This window comes from Klebsiella sp. Lac1, assembly GCF_009825425.1.
GTDB classification, from domain to species: domain Bacteria; phylum Pseudomonadota; class Gammaproteobacteria; order Enterobacterales; family Enterobacteriaceae; genus Klebsiella; species Klebsiella electrica.
On the sequence record NZ_VJZJ01000001.1, the window covers coordinates 3,159,349 to 3,185,406 of the forward strand.

Below are 26,058 nucleotides of genomic sequence, written 5' to 3' on the forward strand. Positions count from 1 at the left end.
AGGTTGCAGGTGCGTTGGCCGCACTCTTTCACCCCAGTCACTTACTAATGTAAGCTCCCGGGGACTCACGGTCTTGCCGCCTGCCCGCGCCGCGAAAGCCATAGCGTATCAAACTCAGAGATCGTCAACGTAACCGAGGCTGCGCAATGCGCGCTCGTCGTCGGCCCAGCCGGATTTGACCTTCACCCACAGTTCAAGATGCACCGGCGCTTCAAACATATCCTGCATGTCTTTACGCGCTTCAATGCCGATGGTTTTAATTTTGGCGCCTTTGTTGCCAATGACCATCTTCTTCTGACCTTCGCGCTCAACCAGAATCAGGCCGTTAATATCATAACCGCCGCGTTCGTTAGCCTGGAAACGCTCGATCTCAACCGTCACCGAATACGGCAGCTCGGCGCCAAGGAAGCGCATCAGCTTTTCACGAATGATTTCGGAGGCCATAAAGCGCTGAGAACGGTCGGTAATATAATCTTCCGGGAAGTGATGAATCGCTTCCGGCAGATGTTTGCGTACGATCCCGGCGATGGTATCGACGTTCATCCCGGTTTCCGCAGAAATCGGTACGATATCGAGGAAGTTCATCTGGCTTGCCAGGAACTGCAGGTGCGGCAGTAAATCCGCCTTCTCCTGCACGTTATCCACTTTATTGACCGCCAGAATCACCGGCGCTCTGGCATCGCGTAATTTGCCCAGCACCATTTCATCATCGGCCGTCCAGCGGGTGCCTTCGACAACGAAAATCACCAGTTCAACGTCGCCAATAGAGCTGCTCGCCGCTTTGTTCATCAGGCGGTTGATCGCGCGTTTCTCTTCCATGTGCAGGCCCGGGGTATCCACATAAATTGCCTGATACGGCCCTTCGGTATGGATACCAACAATGCGGTGACGCGTGGTCTGCGCTTTACGGGAAGTGATCGAAATCTTCTGCCCAAGCAGATTATTCAACAGCGTGGATTTCCCCACGTTCGGGCGGCCAACGATGGCGACAAACCCACAATAAGTTTTCTCGGTGCTCATTCCAGCTCCAGCTTTTTCAGCGCCTGTTCGGCGGCAGCCTGCTCCGCCTTGCGACGGCTGGAACCTGTGCCTACCACCGGTTCACTCAGGCCACTGACCTGGCAGTGGATAGTAAATTCCTGATCGTGTGCTTCACCGCGCACCTGCACCACCAGATAGGAAGGCAGCGGCAGGTGGCGACCTTGCAGGTACTCCTGCAAACGGGTCTTTGGATCTTTTTGCTTATCGCCAGGACTGATTTCGTCCAGACGAGTCTGGTACCAGCTGAGAATCAGGCGCTCAACGTTCTGGATATCGCTGTCGAGGAAGACCCCGCCAATCAATGCTTCTACGGTATCCGCCAGAATAGACTCGCGACGGAAGCCGCCGCTTTTCAACTCACCCGGACCAAGGCGCAGACACTCACCCAGTTCAAACTCGCGGGCGATCTCCGCCAGCGTGTTGCCTCGTACCAGCGTTGCGCGCATACGGCTCATATCACCTTCGTCCACCCGAGGGAAACGATGATAGAGCGCATTGGCGATCACAAAACTCAGAATTGAGTCACCTAAGAACTCCAGGCGCTCATTGTGTTTGCTGCTGGCACTGCGATGAGTTAATGCCTGTTGCAACAGCTCCTGATGATGAAAAGTGTAGCCCAGCTTCCGTTGAAGCCGATTAATTACGATGGGGTTCATGCGTTACCAATAAATGAATGCGTCAAAAATGCAGCACACGAAACCGACCTGGGCAGCTCTGTCCCTGTTGAGATTGCCTGTGCGCTTGCCTGCCGCCTTTCTGCAACCCAAATTATTCAGAGTAAAATCAACCAACGCGGTTTCGTGTGCAGTGTCACTCTTGCGAGAGACAACCAAAACTTCGGGGGGATATTCTATACGCAACGACAATAGATGTCGTTAGTCTGAAGGGATTTAAATATTAAATAATTCACGCTGCCAATATTGCAGCGGCAGCGTGAATAAGGCAGGGAAATTAATGAATGCTGCCGATACGCGATAAACGCACGCCGGTCGGCCATTCACCTTCCTGTTTTTCAAAGCTCATCCAGATGGCCGTGGCTTTACCCACCAGGTTGGCCTCTGGCACAAAGCCCCAGTAACGGCTGTCGGCACTGTTATCGCGGTTATCACCCATCATGAAGTAGTGACCCGGCGGCACTATCCAGGTGGCCAACGGCAGGCCGGACTGGTGGTAGTACATTCCAACCTGATCCTGAGCAATCGGCACGGTCAGAATGCGGTGAGTCACCTCACCCAGCGTCTCTTTGCGCTCGGTCAGACGAATACCGTCAGCCTTGCTTTCGCCTTTCGGCAACTGCCAGAAACCGCTGGTCGCTTCCCCGCCGTTCTGACGAGAGAACGTCTGGACGAAATCGCTGGGCTCAACGTTGGAGTAAGTCACCGGCAGTGCGTTACCACATGCCTGGCCGGAACTGCAGCCCGGCTGGATAGTGACCTGTTTTGCCACCGGATCGTAGGTGATCTTATCGCCCGGCAGGCCAACAGCACGCTTAATGTAGTCCAGACGTGGATCTTCCGGGTATTTAAACACCACGATATCGCCGCGTTTCGGATGACCGGTTTCGATCAGCGTTTTCTGGTAGATAGGATCTTTAATGCCGTAGGCAAACTTCTCCACCAGAATAAAATCGCCAATCAACAGCGTTGGCATCATCGAACCGGACGGAATTTGAAACGGCTCATAAATAAATGAGCGCACCACCAGAACGATCGCCAGCACCGGAAATACCGAGGCTGCCGTTTCCAGCCAGCCCGGTTTCGGGCCGACTTTCTTCAGCGTTTGCTTGTCGAGGCTATCACCGGTCGCTGCCTGAGCAGCGGCCTGACGTTCACGACGTTTTGGTGCAAAGATAAATTTATCCAGGCACCACAAAAGCCCCGTGATCACGGTTGCAATCACCAGGATCAGGGCAAACATGTTCGCCATGCCAACTCCTTAATGGTTATTTTCCGTCTTTACCGACGTGCAGAATAGCGAGAAACGCTTCCTGCGGCAGCTCAACGTTACCCACTTGCTTCATACGTTTCTTACCGTCTTTCTGCTTCTGCAGCAGCTTTTTCTTACGGCTGACGTCGCCGCCGTAGCATTTCGCCAGCACGTTTTTACGCAGTTGTTTAACGGTCGAACGGGCAATAATGTGGTTGCCGATAGCCGCCTGAATCGCGATATCGAACTGCTGGCGTGGGATCAGATCTTTCATCTTTTCCACCAGCTCACGACCACGGTACGGCGCATTATCGTTGTGGGTGATCAGCGCCAGCGCATCAACACGCTCGCCGTTGATCAGCACATCCACGCGAACCATGTTGGATGCCTGGAAACGTTTGAAGTTGTAATCCAGCGACGCGTAGCCACGGGAGGTGGACTTCAGGCGGTCAAAGAAATCGAGAACCACTTCCGCCATCGGAATTTCATAGGTCAGCGCAACTTGTTTACCGTGATAAACCATGTTGGTCTGCACGCCACGCTTTTCAATACACAGCGTGATGACGTTGCCCAGGAACTCCTGCGGCAGCAGCATGTGACATTCTGCGATCGGCTCACGCAGCTCCTGAATGTTATTCAGCGGCGGCAGCTTGGACGGGCTATCGACATAGATGACTTCTTTCGACGTGGTCTCCACTTCGTAGACTACCGTCGGCGCGGTGGTAATCAGATCCAGGTCGTATTCGCGTTCCAGACGCTCCTGGATGATTTCCATGTGCAGCAGGCCGAGGAAGCCGCAGCGGAAGCCGAAGCCCAGCGCCGTTGAACTTTCCGGCTCATAGAACAGAGAGGCATCGTTCAGGCTCAGCTTGCCCAGCGCATCGCGGAAGGCTTCATAGTCATCGGAACTCACCGGGAACAGACCGGCATACACCTGCGGTTTCACTTTCTTAAAGCCTGGCAGGGCCTTATCCGCCGGGTTACGCGACGTCGTCAGGGTATCGCCAACCGGAGCGCCGAGGATATCTTTAATGGCGCACACCAGCCAGCCTACCTCGCCGCATTTCAGCTCGGTACGATCAACCTGTTTTGGCGTGAAGATACCCAGGCGGTCGGCGTTATAGACCTGACCGGTGCTCATAACTTTGATTTTGTCGCCTTTACGCATCGTGCCGTTTTTGATACGCACCAGCGAAACAACGCCAAGATAGTTATCGAACCAGGAGTCGATAATCAGCGCCTGCAGCGGGGCATCGGCATCACCTTCCGGCGGCGGAATATCACGCACCAGACGTTCCAGAACATCGGGAACGCCGACGCCGGTTTTCGCCGAGCAGCGGACCGCATCGGCCGCATCGATACCGACGATGTCTTCGATTTCATCGGCTACGCGCTCCGGATCGGCAGCAGGCAGGTCGATTTTGTTGAGAACCGGCACCACTTCCAGATCCATTTCCATGGCGGTATAGCAGTTGGCCAGCGTCTGAGCTTCCACCCCCTGACCCGCATCGACCACCAGCAGCGCGCCTTCACATGCGGCGAGCGAACGTGACACCTCATAAGAGAAGTCGACGTGCCCCGGGGTATCGATAAAGTTCAGCTGGTAGGTTTCGCCGTTGGTCGCCTTGTAATCCAGGGTGACGCTTTGCGCCTTAATGGTGATACCACGCTCACGTTCAAGATCCATGGAGTCCAGTACCTGGGCTTCCATTTCACGATCGGAAAGGCCACCGCAAATCTGGATGATACGGTCAGACAACGTCGATTTACCGTGGTCGATATGAGCGATGATTGAAAAGTTACGTATATTCTTCATATGTTAGAGTTAATTATGCCTTACGCGTATCATGAGGCCACTGTTCTGTGCCTGACGTTTTTTAATCCGAAAACGCCGCATTCTACACTACATCCGCGAAACCAGGAAATGCTCTTACCAGCAGCAGAACCGTAGCAAATGATGTGTTCTGGCGGGGGTAATAAATCAAAAATAAAGGCCAGTGGAATCACTGGCCTGGTTCTGAAGAGGGTGTCTCTACGCGCACCAAATCTGGCGGCAGGCCAACGCTAATAATAACGGGCTGCCACGACTGGCGGGCGGCTAATCCGGGCGAAAGCCCGCGCGCCACCAGAAATCCACCGACGCCGCCGAGTAGCGCGCCACACAGCGAAGCGAAATCATTTGCAAACAGGGCCTGAAAAACAGACGCCATGACAAACAGCCCAACCAGCGGCGCCATGTAGACCAAAACCGCCGAGCCCAGCAGGCTGCTTTCAGCAATCCCCAGCTCGACTTTTTGCCCGGCGGACAGCGGCTGCTCGCTGGGAACGCTGATCGTGTGACTGGTTTGCGGCCCCAGCTTGTTGAGCACCCGACTGCCGCAGCCAGCGCGCGAGGCGCAGCTGCTGCACGAGGCTTTAACGTCACAGTGCACCTGCGCCATGCCGTTATGCCAGGAGACGACCGTGGCCCATTCTTTAATCATTGTACTGCCCTGAATTTGATACTGTCGGAGATGCGTTTAGCCGTTTGCGGCGGCAGCTCGCCAACCACGGTTATCTCGGCGTTATCACGTACCGTCGTGCTCACGGTGCGACGCCCGGTACGCAGCAGCTGATCGCTACTGTTTGCCGAGGCGCGGTTCACGTTTATCGAGAAGCTAAACAGCCCATCTGAGTACAGGCGAGATTCAACCGGACCATCAAACGTCGGCAGACGACGCTGACTGCTGGAGACTTCTGAGACGCCCTGCGGCAGCCAGGCTGGCGCCCAGTTGAAATTGGCTTTATCGCCTGCTTCCGGCACCGACAGCAGGGGTGGCAGACTGGCTTTCGCCAGGGTCTCCATACTGCTGCTGACCTTATCGCCGACGTTAAAGGACACCACCCGGAACTGTTCCAGCGTTTCCCCGTCGCGGTCGAGCAAATCAACGCGCATCGGCAGCCTGGTTTCCGCATCCAGCCAGACAATGTAGCTATAGCGCGTACCGTCCCGCGCAACAACGCGAATCACTTCACATAGCCGGTCGGCAATACGAGTGCGTCCGACAGAGATAAAGTCGTAGTAGGCAGCCAGTCGCTTAAAATCGGTATAGGCCAGCGAAGGCAATGAATCGACGATATAGTCGCCATTCAGCGTGAACGGATCGAGCCCCGGTTCAAAATAGCTGATTTCATTACCGCGCAGTACAACCTCCCGGCGTGGGCCGTCGAGTTGTAAAAGCTGGGCAAGAGGTTGATTGTTCAGCCGCGCGTGACGATAACGCAGCGACTCAACGCCCTGTTTGTTGATGCTGATGAAAGACAGCTCATAATTGAGGGACTGGCTGGCCAGGTTCATTTGCTGCAACAACGCCCCGGACGATGTATCAGCCGAGGCGTTGACAGAGAAGAACAGGCTGCCTGCCATGAGCGACATGGCACACCAAAGTTGCTTCATTACTGCGATTGCGTTCCTAAAGTTTGATAGCCTGGCACCTGAACAGCGGCTTGCTGAGTCTGGGCCTGACCAAACTGAAGCTGTTCTGCGTGCAGGCGACGCTGCAATTCATAGTCCTGCAGCATAGCATTAATACGGCGGCGCTGTTCTTGCACCTGAGCCTGCTGACCGCTCCCTGCCGACGCATCAGCCGGAACGCCAAGACTGACCGGGCTGGCTTTCCCCATCATTGGCATGGTGTTGAAAACAGGCGCTTCGGGCTGCTGAGCGGATTCGCTTTGCCCATTATACTGCTGGACGCCGACGATAACAGCAAGCGAAACGCACGCGGCAACCCCCATCTGAGTCAGTGAACTGGCCCACGGGCGGACTTTCTGCCAGAAAGGCATCTGACGCCACTGATGTGGTGCTGGCTGAGATTCAGGAATAAGCGGCACCGCCTGACGAACGGGCTCGTTCTCAATGGCGGCCATCACGCGGGCTGAGATATCAAAATGGAGCATCTCAGCGGTATCGCCTCGCAGCGAATCACGGATGAGATGGTAGCTCTCCCAGGTCTTTTGCATTTCAGAAGAACGGCTCAGCTCATTGAGCAGCTCGTTATCCAGCGTTTCACCATCCATTAAGGCCGAAAGTTTTTCTTTCTGCATGCCTGATACCCTTTTCAGTATTCCGCTATCGTCAACGCCTGATAAGCGGTTGAACTTTATTATCAATAGCTTCTCGTGCCCGAAAAATGCGTGAACGTACCGTTCCTACCGGGCAATCCATGATAGCGGCTATCTCTTCATAGCTCAGGCCATCCAGCTCCCGCAACGTAATTGCCATGCGTAAATCTTCCGGGAGTGATTCAATGGTACGAAAAACTATTTGTCTCAGTTCTTCTGACAACATTAAGTTCTCAGGGTTCGAAATTTCTTTTAGCGCCCCCCCACTTTCGAAGTTTTCCGCCTCATTGGCGTCAACATCGCTGGACGGTGGACGGCGTCCCTGAGCTACCAGATAATTCTTCGCCGTGTTGACGGCGATGCGATATAACCAGGTATAAAAAGCACTATCTCCCCGGAAGGACTCCAGCGCGCGCCATGCTTTTACGAACGATTCCTGAACAACGTCAGGGATATCGCCCGGCGGCACGTAGCGGGAGACCAGGCTCGCGACCTTATGCTGATAGCGCACCACCAGCAAGTTAAACGCTTTCTGATCTCCTTTCTGGACCCGTTCGACGAGGACCTGATCCGTTAACTGCTCGCTCATCCGAGGTAATGTCTCCCCAAACCCAATTCCCATGCGTCTTCAAAGCACCACCCAATCACTGCAATATGAGCAAGCAGACGATTGGAGTGTTTGAAAACAATAAAGTTCCCTTACGCCTTTGATTTTTGTCTGGCAACGGCGGACGATTTGTTATCTCTCATTATATGTCCCGCAACTCAACGCCAGGTAAGATGATGAAGAAAAAGCGTAAGGTCCGCCAGAAGGGTAACGTAACATCGCTTTTATTTCACTATAAAATCTGAAGCTAACGACCTGCCTCGCAAATATTTTCTTTCGTTTACACTGCGCCGCCCCACCCGCTTATGTTTAGTTTCCACAACGGCCAGTAAAAAAAATGTACGAATCATCACGACCTGGTGCTATTGTGGCAAAAATGTGTTTAGTAAATTAAACAAAGACGATGAATACGACTCCTGACTTCTCCTGTGATGTGCTGATTATCGGCAGCGGCGCTGCCGGTTTGTCCCTTGCGCTACGTCTGGCGGAGCACAGCTCCGTCGCCGTACTGAGCAAAGGCCCTGTCAGCGAAGGTTCCACGCTGTACGCGCAGGGCGGCATTGCCGCCGTTTTTGATGAAACCGACAGCGTGGAATCTCACGTTGAAGATACGCTCATCGCCGGGGCCGGCCTGTGCGATCGCCATGCTGTCTCTTTCGTCGCCAGCAACGCCAAATCTTGTGTGCAATGGCTTATCGATCAGGGTGTGCTGTTTGATACCCAGACCCAGGCCAACGGCGAACAGAGCTACCATCTGACCCGTGAAGGTGGCCATAGCCATCGCCGGATTCTCCACGCGGCCGATGCCACCGGTAAAGCGGTGGAAACGACGCTGGTTGGCCAGGCGCTCGCGCACCCGAATATTCGTATTCTGGAGCGGAGTAACGCCGTTGATTTGATCATTTCCGATAAAATCGGCCTGCCGGGGACGCGCCGTGTGGTTGGCGCCTGGATCTGGAACCGGAACAAAGAAAAGGTTGAGACCTGCCGCGCGAAATCCGTGGTACTGGCCACCGGCGGGGCGGCGAAAGTCTATCAGTACACCACCAATCCGGACGTCTCCTCCGGCGATGGCATTGCTATGGCCTGGCGCGCCGGCTGTCGCGTGGCCAACCTCGAGTTCAACCAGTTTCACCCCACCGCCTTGTACCATCCGCAGGCGCGCAATTTCCTGTTAACCGAAGCATTACGCGGCGAGGGCGCATACCTGAAACGCCCGGACGGAACCCGGTTTATGCCCGATTTTGACGAACGTGGCGAGCTGGCTCCACGCGATATCGTCGCCCGCGCGATTGACCATGAGATGAAACGCCTCGGCGTCGATTGTATGTATCTCGACATCAGCCATAAGCCTGAAGCCTTTATTCGTCAGCATTTCCCGATGATCTACGAAAAACTGCTCGGCCTGGGTATCGATTTGACAAAAGAACCCGTCCCGATTGTCCCCGCCGCCCACTATACCTGCGGCGGCGTGATGGTTGATGACAACGGACGTACTGATGTTGACGGGCTGTATGCGATTGGCGAAGTGAGCTACACCGGGCTGCACGGAGCTAACCGCATGGCGTCAAATTCGCTGCTCGAATGCCTGGTCTACGGTTGGTCCGCCGCCGAGGATATTCTCCGGCGTCTGCCGTTGGCGCAACCGGTTAACAGCCTCCCTTCCTGGGATGAGAGTCAGGTTGAGATCCCCGATGAACTGGTGGTGATTCAACATAACTGGCACGAGCTAAGATTATTGATGTGGGACTACGTGGGGATTGTCCGCACCACTCGCCGGCTGGAGCGTGCGCTACGACGAATTACCATGTTGCAGCAGGAGCTCGACGAATATTACGCCCGCTTCCGCGTGTCGAACAATTTGCTGGAGTTGCGCAACCTGGTGCAGGTAGCCGAGCTGATCGTTCGCTGCGCAATGCAGCGTAAAGAGAGCCGTGGGCTGCACTATACGCTGGATTACCCGCAACAACTTGCAGATAGCGGCCCGTCGATTCTGTCACCTCTGTCTCACATAAAGAGGTAAAAGTCCTGGGTCAGGGCAGTAAACCCTTCGGAGTATTGCTGCTCAGGCCCACGGATAATCAGCCGATCGCTAAAACACTCCCCGGCGGTCGGCGAGAAAGCCAGCAGTACGCGGTGCGGCGGGCGCATTTCTGTTTCCGCGACATCGGTGCGTAAACGCAGATACCAGCCCATAGTTTCGGCGCGTTGAACAAACGCATTACCAATATCCACCGGTAACACCACGCAGAAAAAGCCCTCTTCGGTGATCGACTCCGCGGCGCAGGTTAAGAGCGTGACGTGATCGAGCGTGGTCGTATATCGCGCCTGCTCGCGCTGCGATGTCGCACAGGGCACGCCTTCGGTAAAAAAAGGCGGGTTGCTGACAATCAGTTCATAACGGCGGGTTTGCGCAGGCTGCCACTGTTGAATATCACCCTGATGCACCTGGATACGCGCCCCCCACGGGGAGGTCGCCACGTTTTCGCGCGCCTGCGCTGTCGCCTCTTCATCAAGCTCTACCGCATCCAGCATAACCCGGTTGTCGGTTCGCTGAGCCAGCATTAAAGCCAGCAAACCGCTACCGGTCCCGATATCCAGCACGTGTTTGACCTGCACGATCGGCGCCCACGCGCCAAGCAAAATGCCGTCAGTGCCCACTTTCATCGCACAGCGGTCGTGGGCAATAAAGAACTGTTTAAACGTAAAACCATTGCGCGGCAGCGCAAACTTCGACTGAGACATCCTGAATAACCTTGCGAACAAAAACTCCTGAGCCTGAAGCTATGCACAATACCGGAGAACAGATAGCCTTACAAACAGATGAACATTACGCCCGTAACGTCTATAATCGTCGGTCCACTCAGAGGTAGATCATGACTGTAACGACTTTTTCCGAACTTGAACTCGACGAAAACCTTCTGGAAGCCCTCCAGGAAAAAGGTTTCACACGCCCGACAGCCATTCAGGCCGCCGCTATTCCGCCTGCGCTTGATGGCCGTGATATTCTCGGTTCAGCCCCGACAGGTACCGGTAAAACAGCGGCGTATCTGCTGCCAGCGTTGCAGCACCTGCTTGATTTCCCGCGTAAGAAGTCGGGGCCGCCGCGTATTCTTATCCTGACGCCGACCCGTGAGCTGGCGATGCAGGTTGCCGACCATGCCCGTGAGCTGGCCGCCCACACACATCTGGACATTGCCACCATCACCGGCGGTGTCGCATACATGAACCACGCGGAAGTGTTCAGCGAGAACCAGGATATCGTGGTCGCCACCACCGGCCGCCTGCTGCAATATATTAAAGAAGAAAACTTCGACTGCCGGGCGGTCGAAACGCTGATCCTCGATGAAGCGGATCGTATGCTGGACATGGGCTTCGCGCAGGATATTGAGCACATTGCCGGTGAAACCCGCTGGCGTAAGCAGACCATGCTGTTTTCCGCGACCCTCGAAGGCGATGCCATTAAAGACTTTGCCGAGCGCCTGCTGGAAGAGCCCGTTGAAGTCTCCGCCAGTCCCTCCACGCGCGAACGTAAGAAAATTCATCAGTGGTACTATCGCGCCGATGACATTAAGCATAAAACCGCGCTCCTGGTTAACCTGCTGAAACAGCCGGATGCAACCCGCTCTATCGTTTTTGTGCGTAAGCGCGAGCGCGTTCATGAACTGGCCTCCTGGCTGCGCGAAGCGGGGATCAATACCTGCTGGCTGGAAGGCGAAATGGTGCAGGCCAAGCGTAACGAAGCAATCAAACGGATGACCGACGGTCGTATGAATGTACTGATTGCCACCGACGTCGCTGCCCGCGGGATAGATATTCCGGACGTGAGCCACGTTTTCAACTTTGACATGCCGCGCACGGCGGATACCTATCTGCATCGTATCGGACGCACCGGCCGCGCGGGGAAAAAAGGCGTTGCCATTTCCCTGGTTGAAGCTCATGACCATCTGCTATTGGGTAAAATTGGCCGCTATATTGACGAGCCGCTCAAAGCACGAGTTATTGATGAACTGCGCCCGACAACCCGCGCACCGAGCGAGAAGCAGACCGGTAAGCCATCCAAAAAGGTACTGGCTAAACGCGCCGAGCAGAAAAAAGAGAAAGATAAAGAGAAATCGCGCGTGAAGAAACGTCACCGCGACGCCAAAAATGTTGGCAAGCGCCGTAAACCAAGCGGTAGCGCGGGTGAAAATCAGCAGTAACAAAAAAACGCCGGGATATCCCGGCGTTTTTATATTCAAGCCTCGACTTACAGGCTTTCAGTAAAGGTACGAGCAATAACGTCGCGCTGCTGTTCTGGCGTCAGGGAGTTGAAGCGCACCGCGTAGCCAGAGACACGAATCGTCAGCTGCGGATATTTTTCCGGATGTTCAACCGCATCCAGCAGCGTTTCACGACGCAGCACGTTAACGTTCAGATGCTGGCCACCTTCTACACGGACTTCCGGTTTCACATCGAGCGGAATTTCGCGATATTCGATGTCACCCAGTTTATTGACCGCAACCACGTCATCTTCAACAAAGCTTCCTTTTGCACACAGGCAGCGGGCTTCGCCTTTTTCGCTATCCAGCAGCCAGAAAGAGTTCAGCAGGTCGTCGTTTGCAGCTTTAGTAATTTGGATACCAGTAATCATGTGATGCCTCCCTTAGGCAATATTTATTCGTCTTTTTGGCCCATTCCCGGCCAATTGGTAAAACCATTGTTGTCTGAGTGTATGTATATCAGCCAAACAACCGGCATTCATTGACTTAAATCAACAAAAACCACTCAATAAAAATGGGTATAGAGGGATATTATTGTTTTATATCAAGTTACGCCAGAAGCTATGCAAAATATTTTTGTAAATTTTCAATTTTTTTTGCATGCGAAACGTCAGTCTGACGCCGTGGATTTTGTTATGCAGAAAGAAGCAGTTAAGCTATAGCGATGACACTTTGCAGGAGAGCAAGATGACCCCCCCATTGACCTGGCACGACGTGCTGGCGGAAGAGAAGCAGCAGCCCTATTTTGTGAATACCCTGAAAACCGTCGCCGAAGAGCGCCAGTCTGGTATGACGATTTATCCGCCGCAAAAAGATGTCTTTAATGCCTTTCGTTATACCGAACTTGGCGATGTCAAAGTGGTTATTCTTGGTCAGGATCCTTATCACGGGCCCGGACAGGCGCACGGCCTGGCCTTCTCCGTACTGCCGGGAATCCAGACGCCGCCGTCGCTGTTAAATATGTATAAAGAACTGGAAGGGACGATCCCGGGATTCAGCCGTCCTACGCACGGTTATCTGGAAAGCTGGGCGCGACAAGGGGTTCTGCTGCTCAATACCGTCCTGACGGTGCGGGCGGGTCAGGCCCATTCGCATGCCAGCCTTGGCTGGGAAACCTTTACCGATAAGGTCATTTCATTGATCAACGAACATCGGGAAGGGGTCGTGTTTTTACTGTGGGGCGCCCATGCGCAGAAAAAAGGGGCGATTATCGACAGGAAACGTCATTGCGTGCTAAAAGCGCCGCATCCTTCGCCGCTTTCCGCCCATCGCGGTTTCTTCGGTAGTAATCACTTCGTCCAGACTAACCAGTGGCTGGCCGAGCGCGGCGAGTCCCCCATTGACTGGATGCCGGTATTACCGGCCGCAGATGCTTAGTCTCCGCCTTTCGCAGACACAAAAATGCCAGCGTGACGCTGGCATTTTTTCAATTGAACTCAGCCATCAGGCCTTGTTCTGACGCCACCACTCGGCCAGCAATATGCCGGTCGCCACGGAGACGTTCAGGCTTTCTACATTGCCGGTACCTTCAATGGCCACATTCAGATCGGCGCTGGAGATCGCCGCATCAGACAGGCCATCGCGCTCCTGGCCTAATGCCAGCACCATTTTCTTCGGCAGCTCGGCCTTATGCAACGGCGTGCCGTTGTGGCTGGAGGTCGAAACAATGGCGTAGCCCGCTTTGCGGAACTGCTCCAGAGTGTCAATAAAGCTGTCGCCGGTGACAGGCTCCACATGTTCTGCGCCGCCTTCCGCGGTACGGATTGCCGCGCCAGATTCCAGCATGCCGGCATCCTGCACCACCACACCCTTCACGCCAAAATGCGCGCAGCTGCGCATGATCGCACCGAGGTTGTGCGGGTTACCGACATCTTCCAGCGCCAGAACGCAATCTTCAGCGTCGGCTTTGGCGACCCACTGAGCCACCGAGGTACCGTTACGTTTCTTAATCAGGAAGCAAACGCCGCCGTGATGCTCGGTACCGGATGCTTTTGCCAGTTCAGCCTCATCAACCACGTGATAAGCTTTGCGGTTCGCCGCCATCCAGCGCAGCGCCTCTTTGAAACGCGGGGTGACGCTCTGCACAAACCAGGCGCGAACAATCGCTTCCGGACGGCTCTGGAACAGCGCCTGACAAGCATTCTCACCGTAAACGCGGGTCTCTTCCGCGCGCTGACGACGCAACACTTCCGGATCGATAAAGCTTTTGCCGCTGATCCCGCCGTGATCCGGTTTCACCGCCGCATCATCGTTTGGCGCACGCGAGACGGTACGCCACGGAGAAGAGCTGTCACGATCGAAATCATCGCGTTTACGATCGTCACGTTTGCGGTCATCACCGCGGCTGTTACGTTCATCGCGGGCAGGGCGGCTACGGCCGTCAACACGAGATTTTCCTGGGCGCCCTCCCCCTTTCCCGGTACGCGGGTTATGGGTGCGTCTGTCAGAATCATCATCACTGCGGACATACATCACTTTGACCTTGCCGCTTTTATTTTTCAGTTCGTCGCTCATCAATTTTCTCCACCTGCGCTGCGCGAAGCGCGAAGATTACCCGATGTGTCACCGCTGCGCCATGATTTCGTTTAAAAGATAGGGTCTATCGTATTCATCGAACAAAACACATTGTTGTTTAATAGCAGCTAATCGATAATATGTAACATTAAAGAAACAAATCGGCCACGCGCCACGCTGCAACCCATAACCAGAGGTTAGTTATGAATACCGTTTGTGCCAGTTGTCAGGCTCTGAACCGCATCCCCGACGATCGTCACTCCGATGGCGCTAAGTGCGGACGCTGCGGCCACGATCTTTTTGACGGCGATGTCATCAACGCGACCGGGGCAACGCTGGATAAACTACTGAAGGACGATCTGCCCGTTGTTGTCGATTTCTGGGCGCCATGGTGCGGTCCTTGTCGTAATTTTGCGCCGATCTTTGAAGATGTCGCGGAAGAACGCAGCGGCAAGATGCGCTTCGTCAAAGTGAACACCGAAGCCGAACGCGAGCTGAGCGCGCGTTTCCGCATCCGCAGTATCCCGACCATTATGATCTTTAAAAAAGGCGAAGTCATCGACATGCTTAACGGCGCGGTACCGAAAGCGCCGTTCGATAACTGGCTGAATGAAGCTAACGCGCAGTAAACCTTCCGGGGCACAGCTTGTGCCCCTTTTTCACCTCTGCGACAATGGCGTTTTTTCTTAGCGACACTTTATGATTGATAACGCCGTCCTTCGCCTTCGCGCCGAACGTCTCGCTCGCGCGACACGCCCTTTTCTCGCGCGTGGTAACCGGGTCCATCGCTGCCAACGCTGTCTGTTACCGCTGAAGCAGTGCCTGTGCGCGACCCTGATGCCGGCAACGGCCACCAGTCGTTTCTGCCTGGTGATGTTCGATACCGAGCCGATGAAGCCAAGCAATACCGGACGCCTCATTGCCGACATCCTGCCGGACACGGAAGCTTTTCAATGGTCGCGAACCGAGCCGCCGCAGGCGTTACTCGATCTGGTCGCCAACCCCGATTACCAGCCAATGGTGGTTTTCCCGGCCTCTTACGCGGGAGCGGAACGCCAGGTACTGAGCGCCCCGCCGGCGGGGAAACCGCCGCTGTTTATCATGCTCGACGGAACCTGGACCGAAGCGCGCAAAATGTTCCGCAAAAGCCCGTATCTTGATACGCTGCCGATCATATCTGTCGATCTGTCACGCATTTCAGCCTACCACCTGAGAGAAGCCCATGCCGATGGGCAGTACTGCACCGCAGAAGTCGCCATTGCGCTGCTCGACCTTGCTGAAGACCACACGGCCGCGCGCGCGCTCGGGGACCATTTTAGCCTGTTCCGCGCCCGCTATCTGGCGGGAAAAACCCAGCATAAGGGCAGCATCACAGCACAAATGGCGGAAAGCGTTTAAAATCATTCGGTCACTGGGGATTAAAGGAGACCGGAATGAGCCAACGAGGCCTGGAAGCACTGCTGCGGCCGAAGTCGATCGCCGTTATTGGCGCATCAATGAAACCACAGCGCGCCGGTTATCTGATGATGCGTAACCTGCTGGCTGGGGGGTTCAACGGCCCGGTCTTACCCGTCACCCCGGCCTGGAAAGCCGTTCAGGGCGTACTGGCCTGGCCGACCATCGACAGCCTGCCCTTCACTCCGGACCTGGCCGTGCTTTGTACCAACGCCCGGCGAAACCCCGAGCTGCTGGACGCGCTGGGGAAAAAGGGCTGCAAGACCTGCATTATTCTCTCCTCCCCGGCGGAACAATATCCTCTGCTGCTGGAATGCGCCGCACGCTACCAGATGCGCCTGCTTGGCCCTAACAGCCTCGGCCTGCTTGCGCCCTGGCAGGGGCTGAATGCCAGCTTTTCGCCGGTACCGATTCATCGCGGCAAACTGGCGTTTATCTCCCAGTCCGCAGCAGTTTCCAATACCATTCTTGACTGGGCGCAGCAGCGCGAGATGGGCTTCTCTTATTTTATTGCGCTTGGGGATAGCCTGGATATTGATGTCGACGATCTCCTTGATTTCCTTGCCCGCGATAGTAAAACCAGCGCCATTCTGCTCTATCTTGAACACCTGAGCGACGCCCGGCGCTTCGTGTCCGCGGCACGCAGCGCATCGCGTAATAAACCGATCCTGGTTATCAAAAGCGGCCGCAGTCCAGCCGCGCAAAAGCTGCTCCACGTCAATTCAGGCATGGATCCGGCCTGGGACGCAGCGATTCAGCGGGCGGGGTTATTGCGCGTACAGGATACTCATGAACTCTTCTCTGCGGTTGAAACTCTCAGCCATATGCGCCCGCTGCGCGGCGAGAAACTGATGATCATCAGTAACGGTGCCGCCCCTGCGGCGCTGGCGCTGGATGAACTGTGGTTACGAAACGGCAAACTTGCCACCCTCAGCGAAGAGAGCGCGGAAAAACTACGCCAGGCGCTACCGGGTGGTATCGACATCGCGAACCCGCTGGATCTCCGTGATGATGCCAGCAGCGAACACTATCTCAAGGCGCTGAACGTTCTGCTGGATAGCCAGGACTACGACGCCCTGCTGGTGATTCATTCCCCCAGCGCCGCCGCACCGGGAACTGAAAGCGCCCTGGCGCTGATCGACGCGCTGAAACACCATCCGCGCGGTAAATATGTCACGGTCCTGACGAACTGGTGTGGCGAATTCTCTTCTCAGGAAGCCCGCCGCTTGTTCAGCGATGCGGGGCTGCCAACCTACCGCACGCCGGAAGGAACCATTACCGCTTTTATGCACATGGTGGAATACCGACGTAACCAGAAGCAGCTCCGGGAGACGCCGGTTTTGTCGGATATGGTGACCGCCAATACCGCAGAAGCCCATATGTTGTTGCAACAGGCGATTCGCGAAGGCGCCCGTTCGTTAGACACCCATGAAGTAAGCCCGGTATTGCACGCTTACGGGATCCACACCTTACCGACCTGGATTGCCGCCGACAGCGCCGAGGCGGTACACATCGCCGAACAAATTGGCTACCCGGTGGCGCTGAAACTGCGCTCGCCGGATATTCCGCACAAATCGGAAGTTCAGGGCGTGATGCTCTATTTGCGGACCGCCGTGGAGGTACAGCAGGCGGCGGATGCTATTTTCGACCGCGTCAAAATGGCCTGGCCTCAGGCACGTATTCACGGCCTGCTGGTACAAAGTATGGCCAACCGCGCCGGCGCGCAGGAGCTACGGGTCGTCGTTGAGCACGATCCGGTGTTCGGCCCGCTGATTATGTTGGGCGAAGGCGGCGTCGAATGGCGTGCGGAAGATCAGGCCGCCGTCGCCCTGCCGCCGTTAAATATGAATCTGGCCCGCTATCTGGTTATCCAGGCGATCAAAAGTAAGAAGATCCGTGGCCGCAGCGCGCTACGCCCGCTGGATGTTTCGGGTCTGAGCCAACTTCTGGTCCAGGTATCAAATCTGATCGTCGATTGCCCGGAGATCCAGCGGCTGGATATTCACCCGCTGCTCGCTTCGGGTAACGAGTTCACCGCGCTTGACGTCACGCTGGCCCTTGCCCCGTTTACCGGCGATAGCGAAAGTCGGCTGGCCATCCGCCCTTATCCGCAGCAGCAGGAAGAGTGGGTGGTGATGAAAAATGGCGAGCGCTGTCTGTTCCGCCCGATCCTGCCGGAAGATGAACCACTGCTTCAGGCTTTTATCGGCCAGGTGACGAAAGAAGATCTGTACTATCGTTATTTCAGCGAAATCAATGAATTTACTCATGATGACTTAGCCAATATGACGCAGATCGACTACGATCGAGAAATGGCGTTTGTTGCCGTACGCGCCAGCGCCGAAGGCAATGAGATCCTTGGCGTAACGCGAGCCATCTCCGATCCTGACAACATTGATGCGGAATTTGCCGTCCTGGTTCGTTCTGACCTGAAAGGGTTAGGTTTAGGCCGGCGACTGCTGGAAAAGCTGATTGCCTACACGCAAAGCCACGGTCTGCAGCGGCTAAATGGCATCACCATGCCTAATAACAGAGGCATGATCGGCCTTGCCAGGAAGCTGGGGTTCGCGGTTGATATTCAACTGGAAGACGGAATTGTGAGTTTGTCCCTGCAACTGGCAGCATAACAATCATAAACTGGCGACCGCAATTGTTGACCACATTCGCGAACAGTAATGTTATTATTGCCCGCTTACGTCGTCTGCATGGTACAGAAGACCCTTCAATAAACAGAGAAGAAACGCACTGTGATGTTGTCAAAATTTAAGCGTAATAAACATCAACAACACCTTGCCCAACTCCCTAAGCTTTCTCAGTCAGTTGATGATATCGAGTTCTTTTACGCTCCTGCGGATTTCCGGCAAGCGTTACTGGCAAAGATAGCCCACGCCACCCAGCGTATTTGTATTGTTGCGCTCTATCTGGAGCAGGATGATGGCGGCAAAGGAATTCTGCAGGCACTTTACGATGCCAAGCGCCAGCGTCCGGAGTTAGATGTTCGCGTTCTGGTTGACTGGCATCGCGCCCAGCGTGGACGCATTGGCGCGGCGGCAGCGAACACCAATGCCGACTGGTACTGTCGCATGGCGCAGGAAAACCCCGGCATCGATGTTCCGGTTTATGGCGTGCCGGTCAATACCCGGGAAGCCCTCGGCGTGCTGCACTTCAAAGGTTTCATTATCGATGATTGCGTCCTGTACAGCGGCGCAAGCCTGAACGATGTCTATCTGCATCAGCATGATAAGTATCGTTACGACCGCTATCAGTGTATTCGCAATGGCAAAATGGCCGATGTGATGTTCGGTTGGGTCGAGCACAACCTGGTGGAAGGCCGCGGCGTCAATCGCCTCGACAGCGCCGATCGCCCGAAAAGCCCGGAAATCAAAAATGATATCCGCCAGTATCGCCAGGAACTGCGTGACAGCGGCTATCATTTCTCTGGCAATGCGGATGACGATCGGCTGTCGGTCACGCCGCTGGTCGGTCTGGGCAAATCGAGCCTGCTGAATAAAACCATCTTCCATCTTATGCCCTGCGCTGAGCGTAAGCTGACGATTTGTACGCCCTATTTCAACCTTCCGGCTCTTCTGGTGCGTAACATTATTCAGCTACTGCGTAGCGGAAAGCAGGTAGAGATTATCGTTGGCGATAAAACAGCAAATGACTTCTACATCCCTGAAGATCAGCCGTTTAAGATTATCGGCGCGCTCCCCTATCTGTATGAAATCAACCTCCGCCGCTTCCTCAGTCGACTGCAGTATTATGTTAATACTGATCAGCTGATTGTTCGTCTGTGGAAAGATGACGATAACAGCTATCACCTTAAGGGAATGTGGGTTGATGATGAGTGGATGCTGCTCACCGGCAACAACCTCAATCCGCGCGCCTGGCGCCTGGATCTGGAAAATGCGATTCTGATTCACGATCCGCAGCATCAGCTCGGCGCGATGCGTGAAAAAGAGCTGCATCTGATTCGCCAGCACACGACGGTCGTTAAACACTATCGCGACCTGCAAAGCATTGCGGATTATCCGGTCAAGGTACGCAAACTGATTCGCCGCCTGAGGCGTATCCGTATCGACCGTTTGATCAGTCGTATTCTCTGAATATCTGCCCCGCATCGTCGGGGCTTTTTTCTGGAATGTGTATGCGTACTTTCATTATTATTGCCCCGTTGCTGCTTACCGGCTGTAGCCATATGGCACATGACTCATGGAGCGGCCAGGATAAGGCTCAGCATTTTCTGGCCTCGGCGATGCTCTCGGCGGCCGGTAACGAATATGCCCAGCATCAGGGCTACAGTCGTGACCGAAGCGCGGCCATTGGCCTGATGTTCTCCGTCAGTCTGGGGGCGTCGAAAGAACTCTGGGATAGCCGCCCGGCAGGAAGCGGCTGGAGCTGGAAAGATTTCGCGTGGGATGTGGCCGGTGCCACGACGGGCTATGCCGTGTGGCAGCTGGCGCACCAGTAGATCTAAAGTCGTAACCCCTTGCCCTTACGGTGCAGCATCAGAGAGACCAGAAAGGCAATCGCGCTCATCACGGTAACGTACCAGTAAAAGACATGCTCAACGCCGACCGATTTTAGCGACAGCGCGACGTATTCAGCCGAGCCGCCAAACAGAGCATTTGCCACGGCATATGACAAGCCAACGCCTAATGCGCGTACCTGAGCCGGGAACATTTCCGCCTTCAAAATACCGCTGATCGAGGTATAGAAGCTCACGATCATCAGCGCACAGATAACCAAACCAAATGCGGCATAAGGTGAGGTTACGCCCTGCAGCGCACTCAAGACAGGCACGGTAAAGAGCGTCGCTAATGAGCCAAAACAGAGCATTGATGTCCGGCGACCTATTTTATCCGATAGCGCGCCAAATAGCGGCTGAGCCAGCATATAGACAAACAGCGCCGCAGTCATAATCACGCTGGCCGTACCGGCACTCATGCCCGCCGTATTAACCAGGTATTTCTGCATATAGGTGGTGAAGGTATAAAAGCTTAACGACCCGGCGGCGGTGAAACCCAGGACCATCAGAAATGCTTTGCGATTGCGCCATAACCCTTTGAACGAGCCGGCCTCTTTTAATGCCCGCGTCTCCTGCTTAGATGTTTCATCCAGCTGGCGACGTAGCCACAGGGCCACAACAGCAAGTACCGCCCCAAGCGCAAACGGTATCCGCCATCCCCAGGCATGCAGTTGCTCGTCGCTAAGAGTTTGCTGTAGGGCCACCACCACAAGCACGGCCAGAAGCTGACCGCCGATGAGCGTCACGTACTGGAATGATGCGTAGAAGCCTTTCTTGCCTTCTACAGCAACCTCACTCATGTAGGTTGCACTGGTACCGTACTCCCCCCCGACGGATATCCCCTGAAACAGACGCGCCAGAAGTAATAAGGCCGGCGCCCATGTGCCAATCGTTGCATAGCCGGGCAGACAGGCAATCACCAGTGATCCCATGCACATCATGCATACGGAAATGAGCATCGAGGCTTTACGTCCGCGGCGGTCAGCAATACGACCAAACAGCCATCCGCCAATCGGGCGCATCAGGAAACCCGCGGCAAAAACCCCGGCGGTTTGTAATAGCTGAGTGGTGGTATTTCCGGAAGGAAAGAAGATATGTGCAAAATAGAGAGAGCAGAATGAATAGACATAAAAATCAAACCATTCAACCAGATTCCCCGAAGATGCGCCTACAATCGCCCATATGCGGCGGCGGGTGTCGCTTTGCTCCAGCGCACCCCGTTCATTAATACTGCTTTCTGCCATTGTCATCCTGCTCCAGCAAAGACTGCAATCTGTCTTTTCGGGCGTGCCACGTCACTGAGACAAATCAATTAGTGAAACAAATGTTATATAATTGTTATTTATTTATATGTGATTCAATTCACGTTTTTTTTCGTCGCGTGGTTTTCGGGATTAACGCCAAAGCATGAACGGGAATAAAGTGAAATATGGTGGGGAGGTGGTCATGGCAGGCTTTTATGTCGTCTGAACAAACAAACAGATTGCTGCCAGACGCCTGACTGACGGATTATCGGGACAAAAACGCAAAAACCCGTCCGTGAGGACGGGCTGCTTTCGCCATAAACACCAGAAAAACAAAAGGCCCGGTCTTTCGACCGGGCCTTCTGCTTTATTTGATGCCTGGCAGTTCCCTACTCTCACATGGGGAGACCCCACACTACCATCGGCGCTACGGCGTTTCACTTCTGAGTTCGGCATGGGGTCAGGTGGGACCACCGCGCTAGTGCCGCCAGGCAAATTCTTTGTGCTCAATACGCAATTCTTTATCGCATCAGCCGCGTTGCCTGCGCTCGTAAAGTCAGTCACATACTTCAGTATGCTCCTTCCTTTACTTCGCTTGTCGCCTTGCTGCTGCGCAAATTATTGCGTACTCAACCCTGAATCTAAGCTGAAAATCTTCTCTCAAATCCGCCAAAACAGCTTCGGCGTTGTAAGGTTAAGCCTCACGGTTCATTAGTATCGGTTAGCTCAACGTATCGCTACGCTTACACACCCGACCTATCAACGTCGTCGTCTTCAACGTTCCTTCAGGACTCTCAAAGAGTCAGGGAGAACTCATCTCGGGGCAAGTTTCGTGCTTAGATGCTTTCAGCACTTATCTCTTCCGCATTTAGCTACCGGGCAATGCCATTGGCATGACAACCCGAACACCAGTGATGCGTCCACTCCGGTCCTCTCGTACTAGGAGCAGCCCCCCTCAATTCTCCAGCGCCCACGGCAGATAGGGACCGAACTGTCTCACGACGTTCTAAACCCAGCTCGCGTACCACTTTAAATGGCGAACAGCCATACCCTTGGGACCTACTTCAGCCCCAGGATGTGATGAGCCGACATCGAGGTGCCAAACACCGCCGTCGATATGAACTCTTGGGCGGTATCAGCCTGTTATCCCCGGAGTACCTTTTATCCGTTGAGCGATGGCCCTTCCATTCAGAACCACCGGATCACTATGACCTGCTTTCGCACCTGCTCGCGCCGTCACGCTCGCAGTCAAGCTAGCTTATGCCATTGCACTAACCTCCTGATGTCCGACCAGGATTAGCTAACCTTCGTGCTCCTCCGTTACTCTTTGGGAGGAGACCGCCCCAGTCAAACTACCCACCAGACACTGTCCGCAACCCGGATGACGGGTCTACGTTAGAACACCAGCCATTAAAGGGTGGTATTTCAAGGTTGGCTCCACGCAGACTGGCGTCCACGCTTCAAAGCCTCCCACCTATCCTACACATCAAGGACCAGTGTTCAGTGTCAAGCTATAGTAAAGGTTCACGGGGTCTTTCCGTCTTGCCGCGGGTACACTGCATCTTCACAGCGAGTTCAATTTCACTGAGTCTCGGGTGGAGACAGCCTGGCCATCATTACGCCATTCGTGCAGGTCGGAACTTACCCGACAAGGAATTTCGCTACCTTAGGACCGTTATAGTTACGGCCGCCGTTTACCGGGGCTTCGATCAAGAGCTTCTCCTTACGGATAACCCCATCAATTAACCTTCCGGCACCGGGCAGGCGTCACACCGTATACGTCCACTTTCGTGTTTGCACAGTGCTGTGTTTTTAATAAACAGTTGCAGCCAGCTGGTATCTTCGACTGAGTTCAGCTCCACGAGCAAGTCGCTTCACTTACCATCAGCGTGCCTTCTCCCGAAGTTACGGCACCATTTTGCCTAGTTCCTTCACCCGAGTTCTCTCAAGCGCCTTGGTATTCTCTACCTGACCACCTGTGTCGGTTTGGGGTACGATTTGATGTTACCTGATGCTTAGAGGCTTTTCCTGGAAGCAGGGCATTTGTCACTTCAGCACCGTAGTGCCTCGTCATCACACCTCAGCGTTAATAAGGTACCGGATTTACCTGGAACCTCCGCCTACATGCTTAAACCGGGACAACCGTCGCCCGGCCGACATAGCCTTCTCCGTCCCCCCTTCGCAGTAACACCGAGTACAGGAATATTAACCTGTTTCCCATCGACTACGCCTTTCGGCCTCGCCTTAGGGGTCGACTCACCCTGCCCCGATTAACGTTGGACAGGAACCCTTGGTCTTCCGGCGAGCGGGCTTTTCACCCGCTTTATCGTTACTTATGTCAGCATTCGCACTTCTGATACCTCCAGCAACCCTCACAGGCCACCTTCAACGGCTTACAGAACGCTCCCCTACCCAACAACACATCGTGTCGCTGCCGCAGCTTCGGTGCATGGTTTAGCCCCGTTACATCTTCCGCGCAGGCCGACTCGACCAGTGAGCTATTACGCTTTCTTTAAATGATGGCTGCTTCTAAGCCAACATCCTGGCTGTCTGTGCCTTCCCACATCGTTTCCCACTTAACCATGACTTTGGGACCTTAGCTGGCGGTCTGGGTTGTTTCCCTCTTCACGACGGACGTTAGCACCCGCCGTGTGTCTCCCGTGATAACATTCTTCGGTATTCGTAGTTTGCATCGGGTTGGTAAGTCGGGATGACCCCCTAGCCGAAACAGTGCTCTACCCCCGAAGATGAGTTCACGAGGCGCTACCTAAATAGCTTTCGGGGAGAACCAGCTATCTCCCGGTTTGATTGGCCTTTCACCCCCAGCCACAAGTCATCCGCTAATTTTTCAACATTAGTCGGTTCGGTCCTCCAGTTAGTGTTACCCAACCTTCAACCTGCCCATGGCTAGATCACCGGGTTTCGGGTCTATACCCTGCAACTTAACGCCCAGTTAAGACTCGGTTTCCCTGCGGCTCCCCTATTCGGTTAACCTTGCTACAGAATATAAGTCGCTGACCCATTATACAAAAGGTACGCAGTCACCTAACAAGTAGGCTCCCACTGCTTGTACGTACACGGTTTCAGGTTCTTTTTCACTCCCCTCGCCGGGGTTCTTTTCGCCTTTCCCTCACGGTACTGGTTCACTATCGGTCAGTCAGGAGTATTTAGCCTTGGAGGATGGTCCCCCCATATTCAGACAGGATACCACGTGTCCCGCCCTACTCTTCGAACTCACAGCCTGTGCATTTTAGTGTACGGGAGTATCACCCTGTACCCTGCGACTTTCCAGACGCTTCCACTAACACACAAACTGATTCAGGTTCTGGGCTGCTCCCCGTTCGCTCGCCGCTACTGGGGGAATCTCGGTTGATTTCTTTTCCTCGGGGTACTTAGATGTTTCAGTTCCCCCGGTTCGCTTCGTTAAGCTATGTATTCACTTAACGATAGTGCAACGAATTGCACTGGGTTTCCCCATTCGGAAATCGCCGGCTATAACGGTTCATATCACCTTACCGACGCTTATCGCAGATTAGCACGTCCTTCATCGCCTCTGACTGCCAGGGCATCCACCGTGTACGCTTAGTCGCTTAACCTCACAACCCGAAACTGTTTCGTAAAACGGTTCGTGTTGCGAAAATTTGAGAGACTCGGACACACCGCTTATCTGTTCTTATTACGGAGAACATACACAGTGTGTCGTTTCAATTTTCAGCTTGATCCAGATTTTTAAAGAGCAAATATCTCAAACGTGATTCCTGAGAATCAGTTTTGAGATATAGAGGTCGGCGACTTTCACTCACAAACCAGCAAGTGGCGTCCCCTAGGGGATTCGAACCCCTGTTACCGCCGTGAAAGGGCGGTGTCCTGGGCCTCTAGACGAAGGGGACACTGAAGTCTCAATCGCAAGACGCCTTGCTATTTACTTTTCATCAGACAATCTGTGTGAGCACTACAAAGGCAGGTTCTTTCAGGTAAGGAGGTGATCCAACCGCAGGTTCCCCTACGGTTACCTTGTTACGACTTCACCCCAGTCATGAATCACAAAGTGGTAAGCGCCCTCCCGAAGGTTAAGCTACCTACTTCTTTTGCAACCCACTCCCATGGTGTGACGGGCGGTGTGTACAAGGCCCGGGAACGTATTCACCGTAGCATTCTGATCTACGATTACTAGCGATTCCGACTTCATGGAGTCGAGTTGCAGACTCCAATCCGGACTACGACATACTTTATGAGGTCCGCTTGCTCTCGCGAGGTCGCTTCTCTTTGTATATGCCATTGTAGCACGTGTGTAGCCCTACTCGTAAGGGCCATGATGACTTGACGTCATCCCCACCTTCCTCCAGTTTATCACTGGCAGTCTCCTTTGAGTTCCCG

At 54.4% G+C, this 26,058-nt stretch carries 21 protein-coding genes, 1 tRNA gene and 3 rRNA genes; 8 read left to right on the forward strand and 17 right to left on the reverse strand.

The genetic code is table 11. From position 1 onward, the window contains the following. Nucleotides 1-114 precede the first annotated feature (114 nt). From era to rseD, 9 genes are all read right to left on the reverse strand, one after another. Nucleotides 115-1,020: a GTPase Era gene (era, locus tag FNY10_RS15305; protein WP_160703040.1), complete on the reverse strand. Its 906-nt coding sequence runs from the start codon at nucleotides 1,018-1,020 to the stop codon at nucleotides 115-117. Continuing rightward, the gene (rnc, locus tag FNY10_RS15310; RefSeq protein WP_002914065.1) at nucleotides 1,017-1,697 is read right to left on the reverse strand and encodes a ribonuclease III; all 681 of its coding nucleotides are present in this window, start codon (nucleotides 1,695-1,697) and stop codon (nucleotides 1,017-1,019) included. The genes era and rnc overlap by 4 nt, the downstream gene beginning before the upstream one ends. 295 nt (nucleotides 1,698-1,992) lie before the next feature. Continuing rightward, nucleotides 1,993-2,967: a signal peptidase I gene (gene lepB, locus FNY10_RS15315; protein WP_100683365.1), complete on the reverse strand. Its 975-nt coding sequence runs from the start codon at nucleotides 2,965-2,967 to the stop codon at nucleotides 1,993-1,995. A 16-nt stretch (nucleotides 2,968-2,983) separates the two neighbouring features. Next, nucleotides 2,984-4,783 (reverse strand): translation elongation factor 4, encoded by a 1,800-nt coding sequence (gene lepA / locus FNY10_RS15320; protein WP_100683366.1) that lies wholly within the window; start codon nucleotides 4,781-4,783, stop codon nucleotides 2,984-2,986. A gap of 187 nt (nucleotides 4,784-4,970) precedes the next feature. Further along, nucleotides 4,971-5,450: a SoxR-reducing system protein RseC gene (rseC, locus tag FNY10_RS15325; protein WP_131048738.1), complete on the reverse strand. Its 480-nt coding sequence runs from the start codon at nucleotides 5,448-5,450 to the stop codon at nucleotides 4,971-4,973. Beyond that, a complete protein-coding gene (gene rseB / locus FNY10_RS15330) occupies nucleotides 5,447-6,403 on the reverse strand; it encodes a sigma-E factor regulatory protein RseB (protein WP_131048737.1) in 957 nt (318 codons plus the stop codon). Before rseB ends, rseC begins: the two co-directional genes overlap by 4 nt. Next, nucleotides 6,403-7,053, reverse strand: a complete 651-nt coding sequence (gene rseA / locus FNY10_RS15335) for an anti-sigma-E factor RseA (protein WP_131048736.1) — start codon at nucleotides 7,051-7,053, stop codon at nucleotides 6,403-6,405. Before rseA ends, rseB begins: the two co-directional genes overlap by 1 nt. A gap of 31 nt (nucleotides 7,054-7,084) precedes the next feature. Continuing rightward, a complete protein-coding gene (rpoE, locus tag FNY10_RS15340) occupies nucleotides 7,085-7,660 on the reverse strand; it encodes an RNA polymerase sigma factor RpoE (protein ID WP_004866461.1) in 576 nt (191 codons plus the stop codon). Continuing rightward, nucleotides 7,657-7,719, reverse strand: coding sequence for a rpoE leader peptide RseD (gene rseD / locus FNY10_RS27360; protein ID WP_407081494.1), 63 nt, complete (start codon nucleotides 7,717-7,719; stop codon nucleotides 7,657-7,659). The genes rpoE and rseD overlap by 4 nt, the downstream gene beginning before the upstream one ends. 362 nt (nucleotides 7,720-8,081) lie before the next feature. Between rseD and nadB the strand changes: the two genes are divergently transcribed. Further along, entirely contained in the window at nucleotides 8,082-9,701 is a 1,620-nt protein-coding gene (nadB, locus tag FNY10_RS15350) for an L-aspartate oxidase (protein ID WP_160703042.1), read from the forward strand. On the opposite strand, the gene trmN is transcribed toward nadB, so the two are convergent. After that, the gene (gene trmN / locus FNY10_RS15355) at nucleotides 9,686-10,423 is read right to left on the reverse strand and encodes a tRNA(1)(Val) (adenine(37)-N(6))-methyltransferase TrmN (protein ID WP_160703044.1); all 738 of its coding nucleotides are present in this window, start codon (nucleotides 10,421-10,423) and stop codon (nucleotides 9,686-9,688) included. The genes nadB and trmN overlap by 16 nt on opposite strands. A gap of 131 nt (nucleotides 10,424-10,554) precedes the next feature. On the opposite strand from trmN, the gene srmB reads away from it, so the two are divergent. Beyond that, nucleotides 10,555-11,880 carry an ATP-dependent RNA helicase SrmB gene (srmB, locus tag FNY10_RS15360; RefSeq protein ID WP_100683372.1) on the forward strand — a complete coding sequence of 442 codons (1,326 nt, stop codon included), beginning with the start codon at nucleotides 10,555-10,557 and terminating at the stop codon, nucleotides 11,878-11,880. A 47-nt stretch (nucleotides 11,881-11,927) separates the two neighbouring features. On the opposite strand, the gene grcA is transcribed toward srmB, so the two are convergent. Further along, nucleotides 11,928-12,311 (reverse strand): autonomous glycyl radical cofactor GrcA, encoded by a 384-nt coding sequence (gene grcA, locus FNY10_RS15365; protein ID WP_160703046.1) that lies wholly within the window; start codon nucleotides 12,309-12,311, stop codon nucleotides 11,928-11,930. A gap of 316 nt (nucleotides 12,312-12,627) precedes the next feature. On the opposite strand from grcA, the gene ung reads away from it, so the two are divergent. After that, nucleotides 12,628-13,317 (forward strand): uracil-DNA glycosylase, encoded by a 690-nt coding sequence (gene ung / locus FNY10_RS15370; RefSeq protein ID WP_131048734.1) that lies wholly within the window; start codon nucleotides 12,628-12,630, stop codon nucleotides 13,315-13,317. A gap of 66 nt (nucleotides 13,318-13,383) precedes the next feature. Here ung and FNY10_RS15375 read toward each other — a convergent pair whose 3' ends face one another. After that, on the reverse strand, nucleotides 13,384-14,454 hold the full coding sequence (locus FNY10_RS15375; protein ID WP_100683375.1) for a tRNA/rRNA methyltransferase: 1,071 nt from the start codon (nucleotides 14,452-14,454) through the stop codon (nucleotides 13,384-13,386). Nucleotides 14,455-14,657: 203 nt separating this feature from the next. On the opposite strand from FNY10_RS15375, the gene trxC reads away from it, so the two are divergent. The 5 genes from trxC to FNY10_RS15400 all read left to right on the forward strand — a co-directional run bounded on the left by trxC (nucleotide 14,658) and on the right by FNY10_RS15400 (nucleotide 20,380). Then, nucleotides 14,658-15,083, forward strand: a complete 426-nt coding sequence (gene trxC, locus FNY10_RS15380) for a thioredoxin TrxC (RefSeq protein WP_160703048.1) — start codon at nucleotides 14,658-14,660, stop codon at nucleotides 15,081-15,083. Nucleotides 15,084-15,153: 70 nt separating this feature from the next. Next, nucleotides 15,154-15,852: a tRNA-uridine aminocarboxypropyltransferase gene (locus FNY10_RS15385; protein ID WP_131048733.1), complete on the forward strand. Its 699-nt coding sequence runs from the start codon at nucleotides 15,154-15,156 to the stop codon at nucleotides 15,850-15,852. Between the two features lie 35 nt (nucleotides 15,853-15,887). Beyond that, nucleotides 15,888-18,536, forward strand: coding sequence for a bifunctional acetate--CoA ligase family protein/GNAT family N-acetyltransferase (locus tag FNY10_RS15390; RefSeq protein WP_160703051.1), 2,649 nt, complete (start codon nucleotides 15,888-15,890; stop codon nucleotides 18,534-18,536). 123 nt (nucleotides 18,537-18,659) lie between these two features. Next, complete coding sequence (gene pssA / locus FNY10_RS15395) at nucleotides 18,660-20,015, forward strand: CDP-diacylglycerol--serine O-phosphatidyltransferase (protein WP_142255849.1); 1,356 nt, start codon at nucleotides 18,660-18,662, stop codon at nucleotides 20,013-20,015. A gap of 41 nt (nucleotides 20,016-20,056) precedes the next feature. Then, nucleotides 20,057-20,380 carry a YfiM family lipoprotein gene (locus tag FNY10_RS15400; RefSeq protein WP_032686456.1) on the forward strand — a complete coding sequence of 108 codons (324 nt, stop codon included), beginning with the start codon at nucleotides 20,057-20,059 and terminating at the stop codon, nucleotides 20,378-20,380. A gap of 2 nt (nucleotides 20,381-20,382) precedes the next feature. Here FNY10_RS15400 and FNY10_RS15405 read toward each other — a convergent pair whose 3' ends face one another. The 5 genes from FNY10_RS15405 to FNY10_RS15425 form a co-directional block, all read right to left on the reverse strand. After that, on the reverse strand, nucleotides 20,383-21,681 hold the full coding sequence (locus FNY10_RS15405) for an MFS transporter (RefSeq protein WP_160703053.1): 1,299 nt from the start codon (nucleotides 21,679-21,681) through the stop codon (nucleotides 20,383-20,385). Nucleotides 21,682-22,057: 376 nt separating this feature from the next. Continuing rightward, nucleotides 22,058-22,173, reverse strand: a 5S ribosomal RNA gene (gene rrf, locus FNY10_RS15410). Nucleotides 22,174-22,371: 198 nt separating this feature from the next. Beyond that, a 23S ribosomal RNA gene (locus FNY10_RS15415) occupies nucleotides 22,372-25,277 on the reverse strand. A 218-nt stretch (nucleotides 25,278-25,495) separates the two neighbouring features. Continuing rightward, nucleotides 25,496-25,571 (reverse strand) — tRNA-Glu (locus FNY10_RS15420). An 85-nt stretch (nucleotides 25,572-25,656) separates the two neighbouring features. Beyond that, a 16S ribosomal RNA gene (locus tag FNY10_RS15425) occupies nucleotides 25,657-26,058 on the reverse strand; the annotation flags it as partial.

Bases quoted from the DNA above. Each gene is read 5' to 3' on its own strand.
- FNY10_RS15375 (WP_100683375.1), bottom strand. From the start codon at position 14,454: ATGAGCGACGAACTGAAAAATAAAAGCGGCAAGGTCAAAGTGATGTAT.
- rseC (WP_131048738.1), bottom strand. From the start codon at position 5,450: ATGATTAAAGAATGGGCCACGGTCGTCTCCTGGCATAACGGCATGGCG.
- era (WP_160703040.1), bottom strand. From the start codon at position 1,020: ATGAGCACCGAGAAAACTTATTGTGGGTTTGTCGCCATCGTTGGCCGC.
- rnc (WP_002914065.1), bottom strand. From the start codon at position 1,697: ATGAACCCCATCGTAATTAATCGGCTTCAACGGAAGCTGGGCTACACT.
- FNY10_RS15385 (WP_131048733.1), top strand. From the start codon at position 15,154: ATGATTGATAACGCCGTCCTTCGCCTTCGCGCCGAACGTCTCGCTCGC.
- lepA (WP_100683366.1), bottom strand. From the start codon at position 4,783: ATGAAGAATATACGTAACTTTTCAATCATCGCTCATATCGACCACGGT.
- grcA (WP_160703046.1), bottom strand. From the start codon at position 12,311: ATGATTACTGGTATCCAAATTACTAAAGCTGCAAACGACGACCTGCTG.
- trmN (WP_160703044.1), bottom strand. From the start codon at position 10,423: ATGTCTCAGTCGAAGTTTGCGCTGCCGCGCAATGGTTTTACGTTTAAA.
- ung (WP_131048734.1), top strand. From the start codon at position 12,628: ATGACCCCCCCATTGACCTGGCACGACGTGCTGGCGGAAGAGAAGCAG.
- FNY10_RS15390 (WP_160703051.1), top strand. From the start codon at position 15,888: ATGAGCCAACGAGGCCTGGAAGCACTGCTGCGGCCGAAGTCGATCGCC.
- rseA (WP_131048736.1), bottom strand. From the start codon at position 7,053: ATGCAGAAAGAAAAACTTTCGGCCTTAATGGATGGTGAAACGCTGGAT.
- srmB (WP_100683372.1), top strand. From the start codon at position 10,555: ATGACTGTAACGACTTTTTCCGAACTTGAACTCGACGAAAACCTTCTG.
- pssA (WP_142255849.1), top strand. From the start codon at position 18,660: ATGTTGTCAAAATTTAAGCGTAATAAACATCAACAACACCTTGCCCAA.
- rseB (WP_131048737.1), bottom strand. From the start codon at position 6,403: ATGAAGCAACTTTGGTGTGCCATGTCGCTCATGGCAGGCAGCCTGTTC.
- nadB (WP_160703042.1), top strand. From the start codon at position 8,082: ATGAATACGACTCCTGACTTCTCCTGTGATGTGCTGATTATCGGCAGC.
- rpoE (WP_004866461.1), bottom strand. From the start codon at position 7,660: ATGAGCGAGCAGTTAACGGATCAGGTCCTCGTCGAACGGGTCCAGAAA.
- FNY10_RS15400 (WP_032686456.1), top strand. From the start codon at position 20,057: ATGCGTACTTTCATTATTATTGCCCCGTTGCTGCTTACCGGCTGTAGC.
- FNY10_RS15405 (WP_160703053.1), bottom strand. From the start codon at position 21,681: ATGGCAGAAAGCAGTATTAATGAACGGGGTGCGCTGGAGCAAAGCGAC.
- lepB (WP_100683365.1), bottom strand. From the start codon at position 2,967: ATGGCGAACATGTTTGCCCTGATCCTGGTGATTGCAACCGTGATCACG.
- trxC (WP_160703048.1), top strand. From the start codon at position 14,658: ATGAATACCGTTTGTGCCAGTTGTCAGGCTCTGAACCGCATCCCCGAC.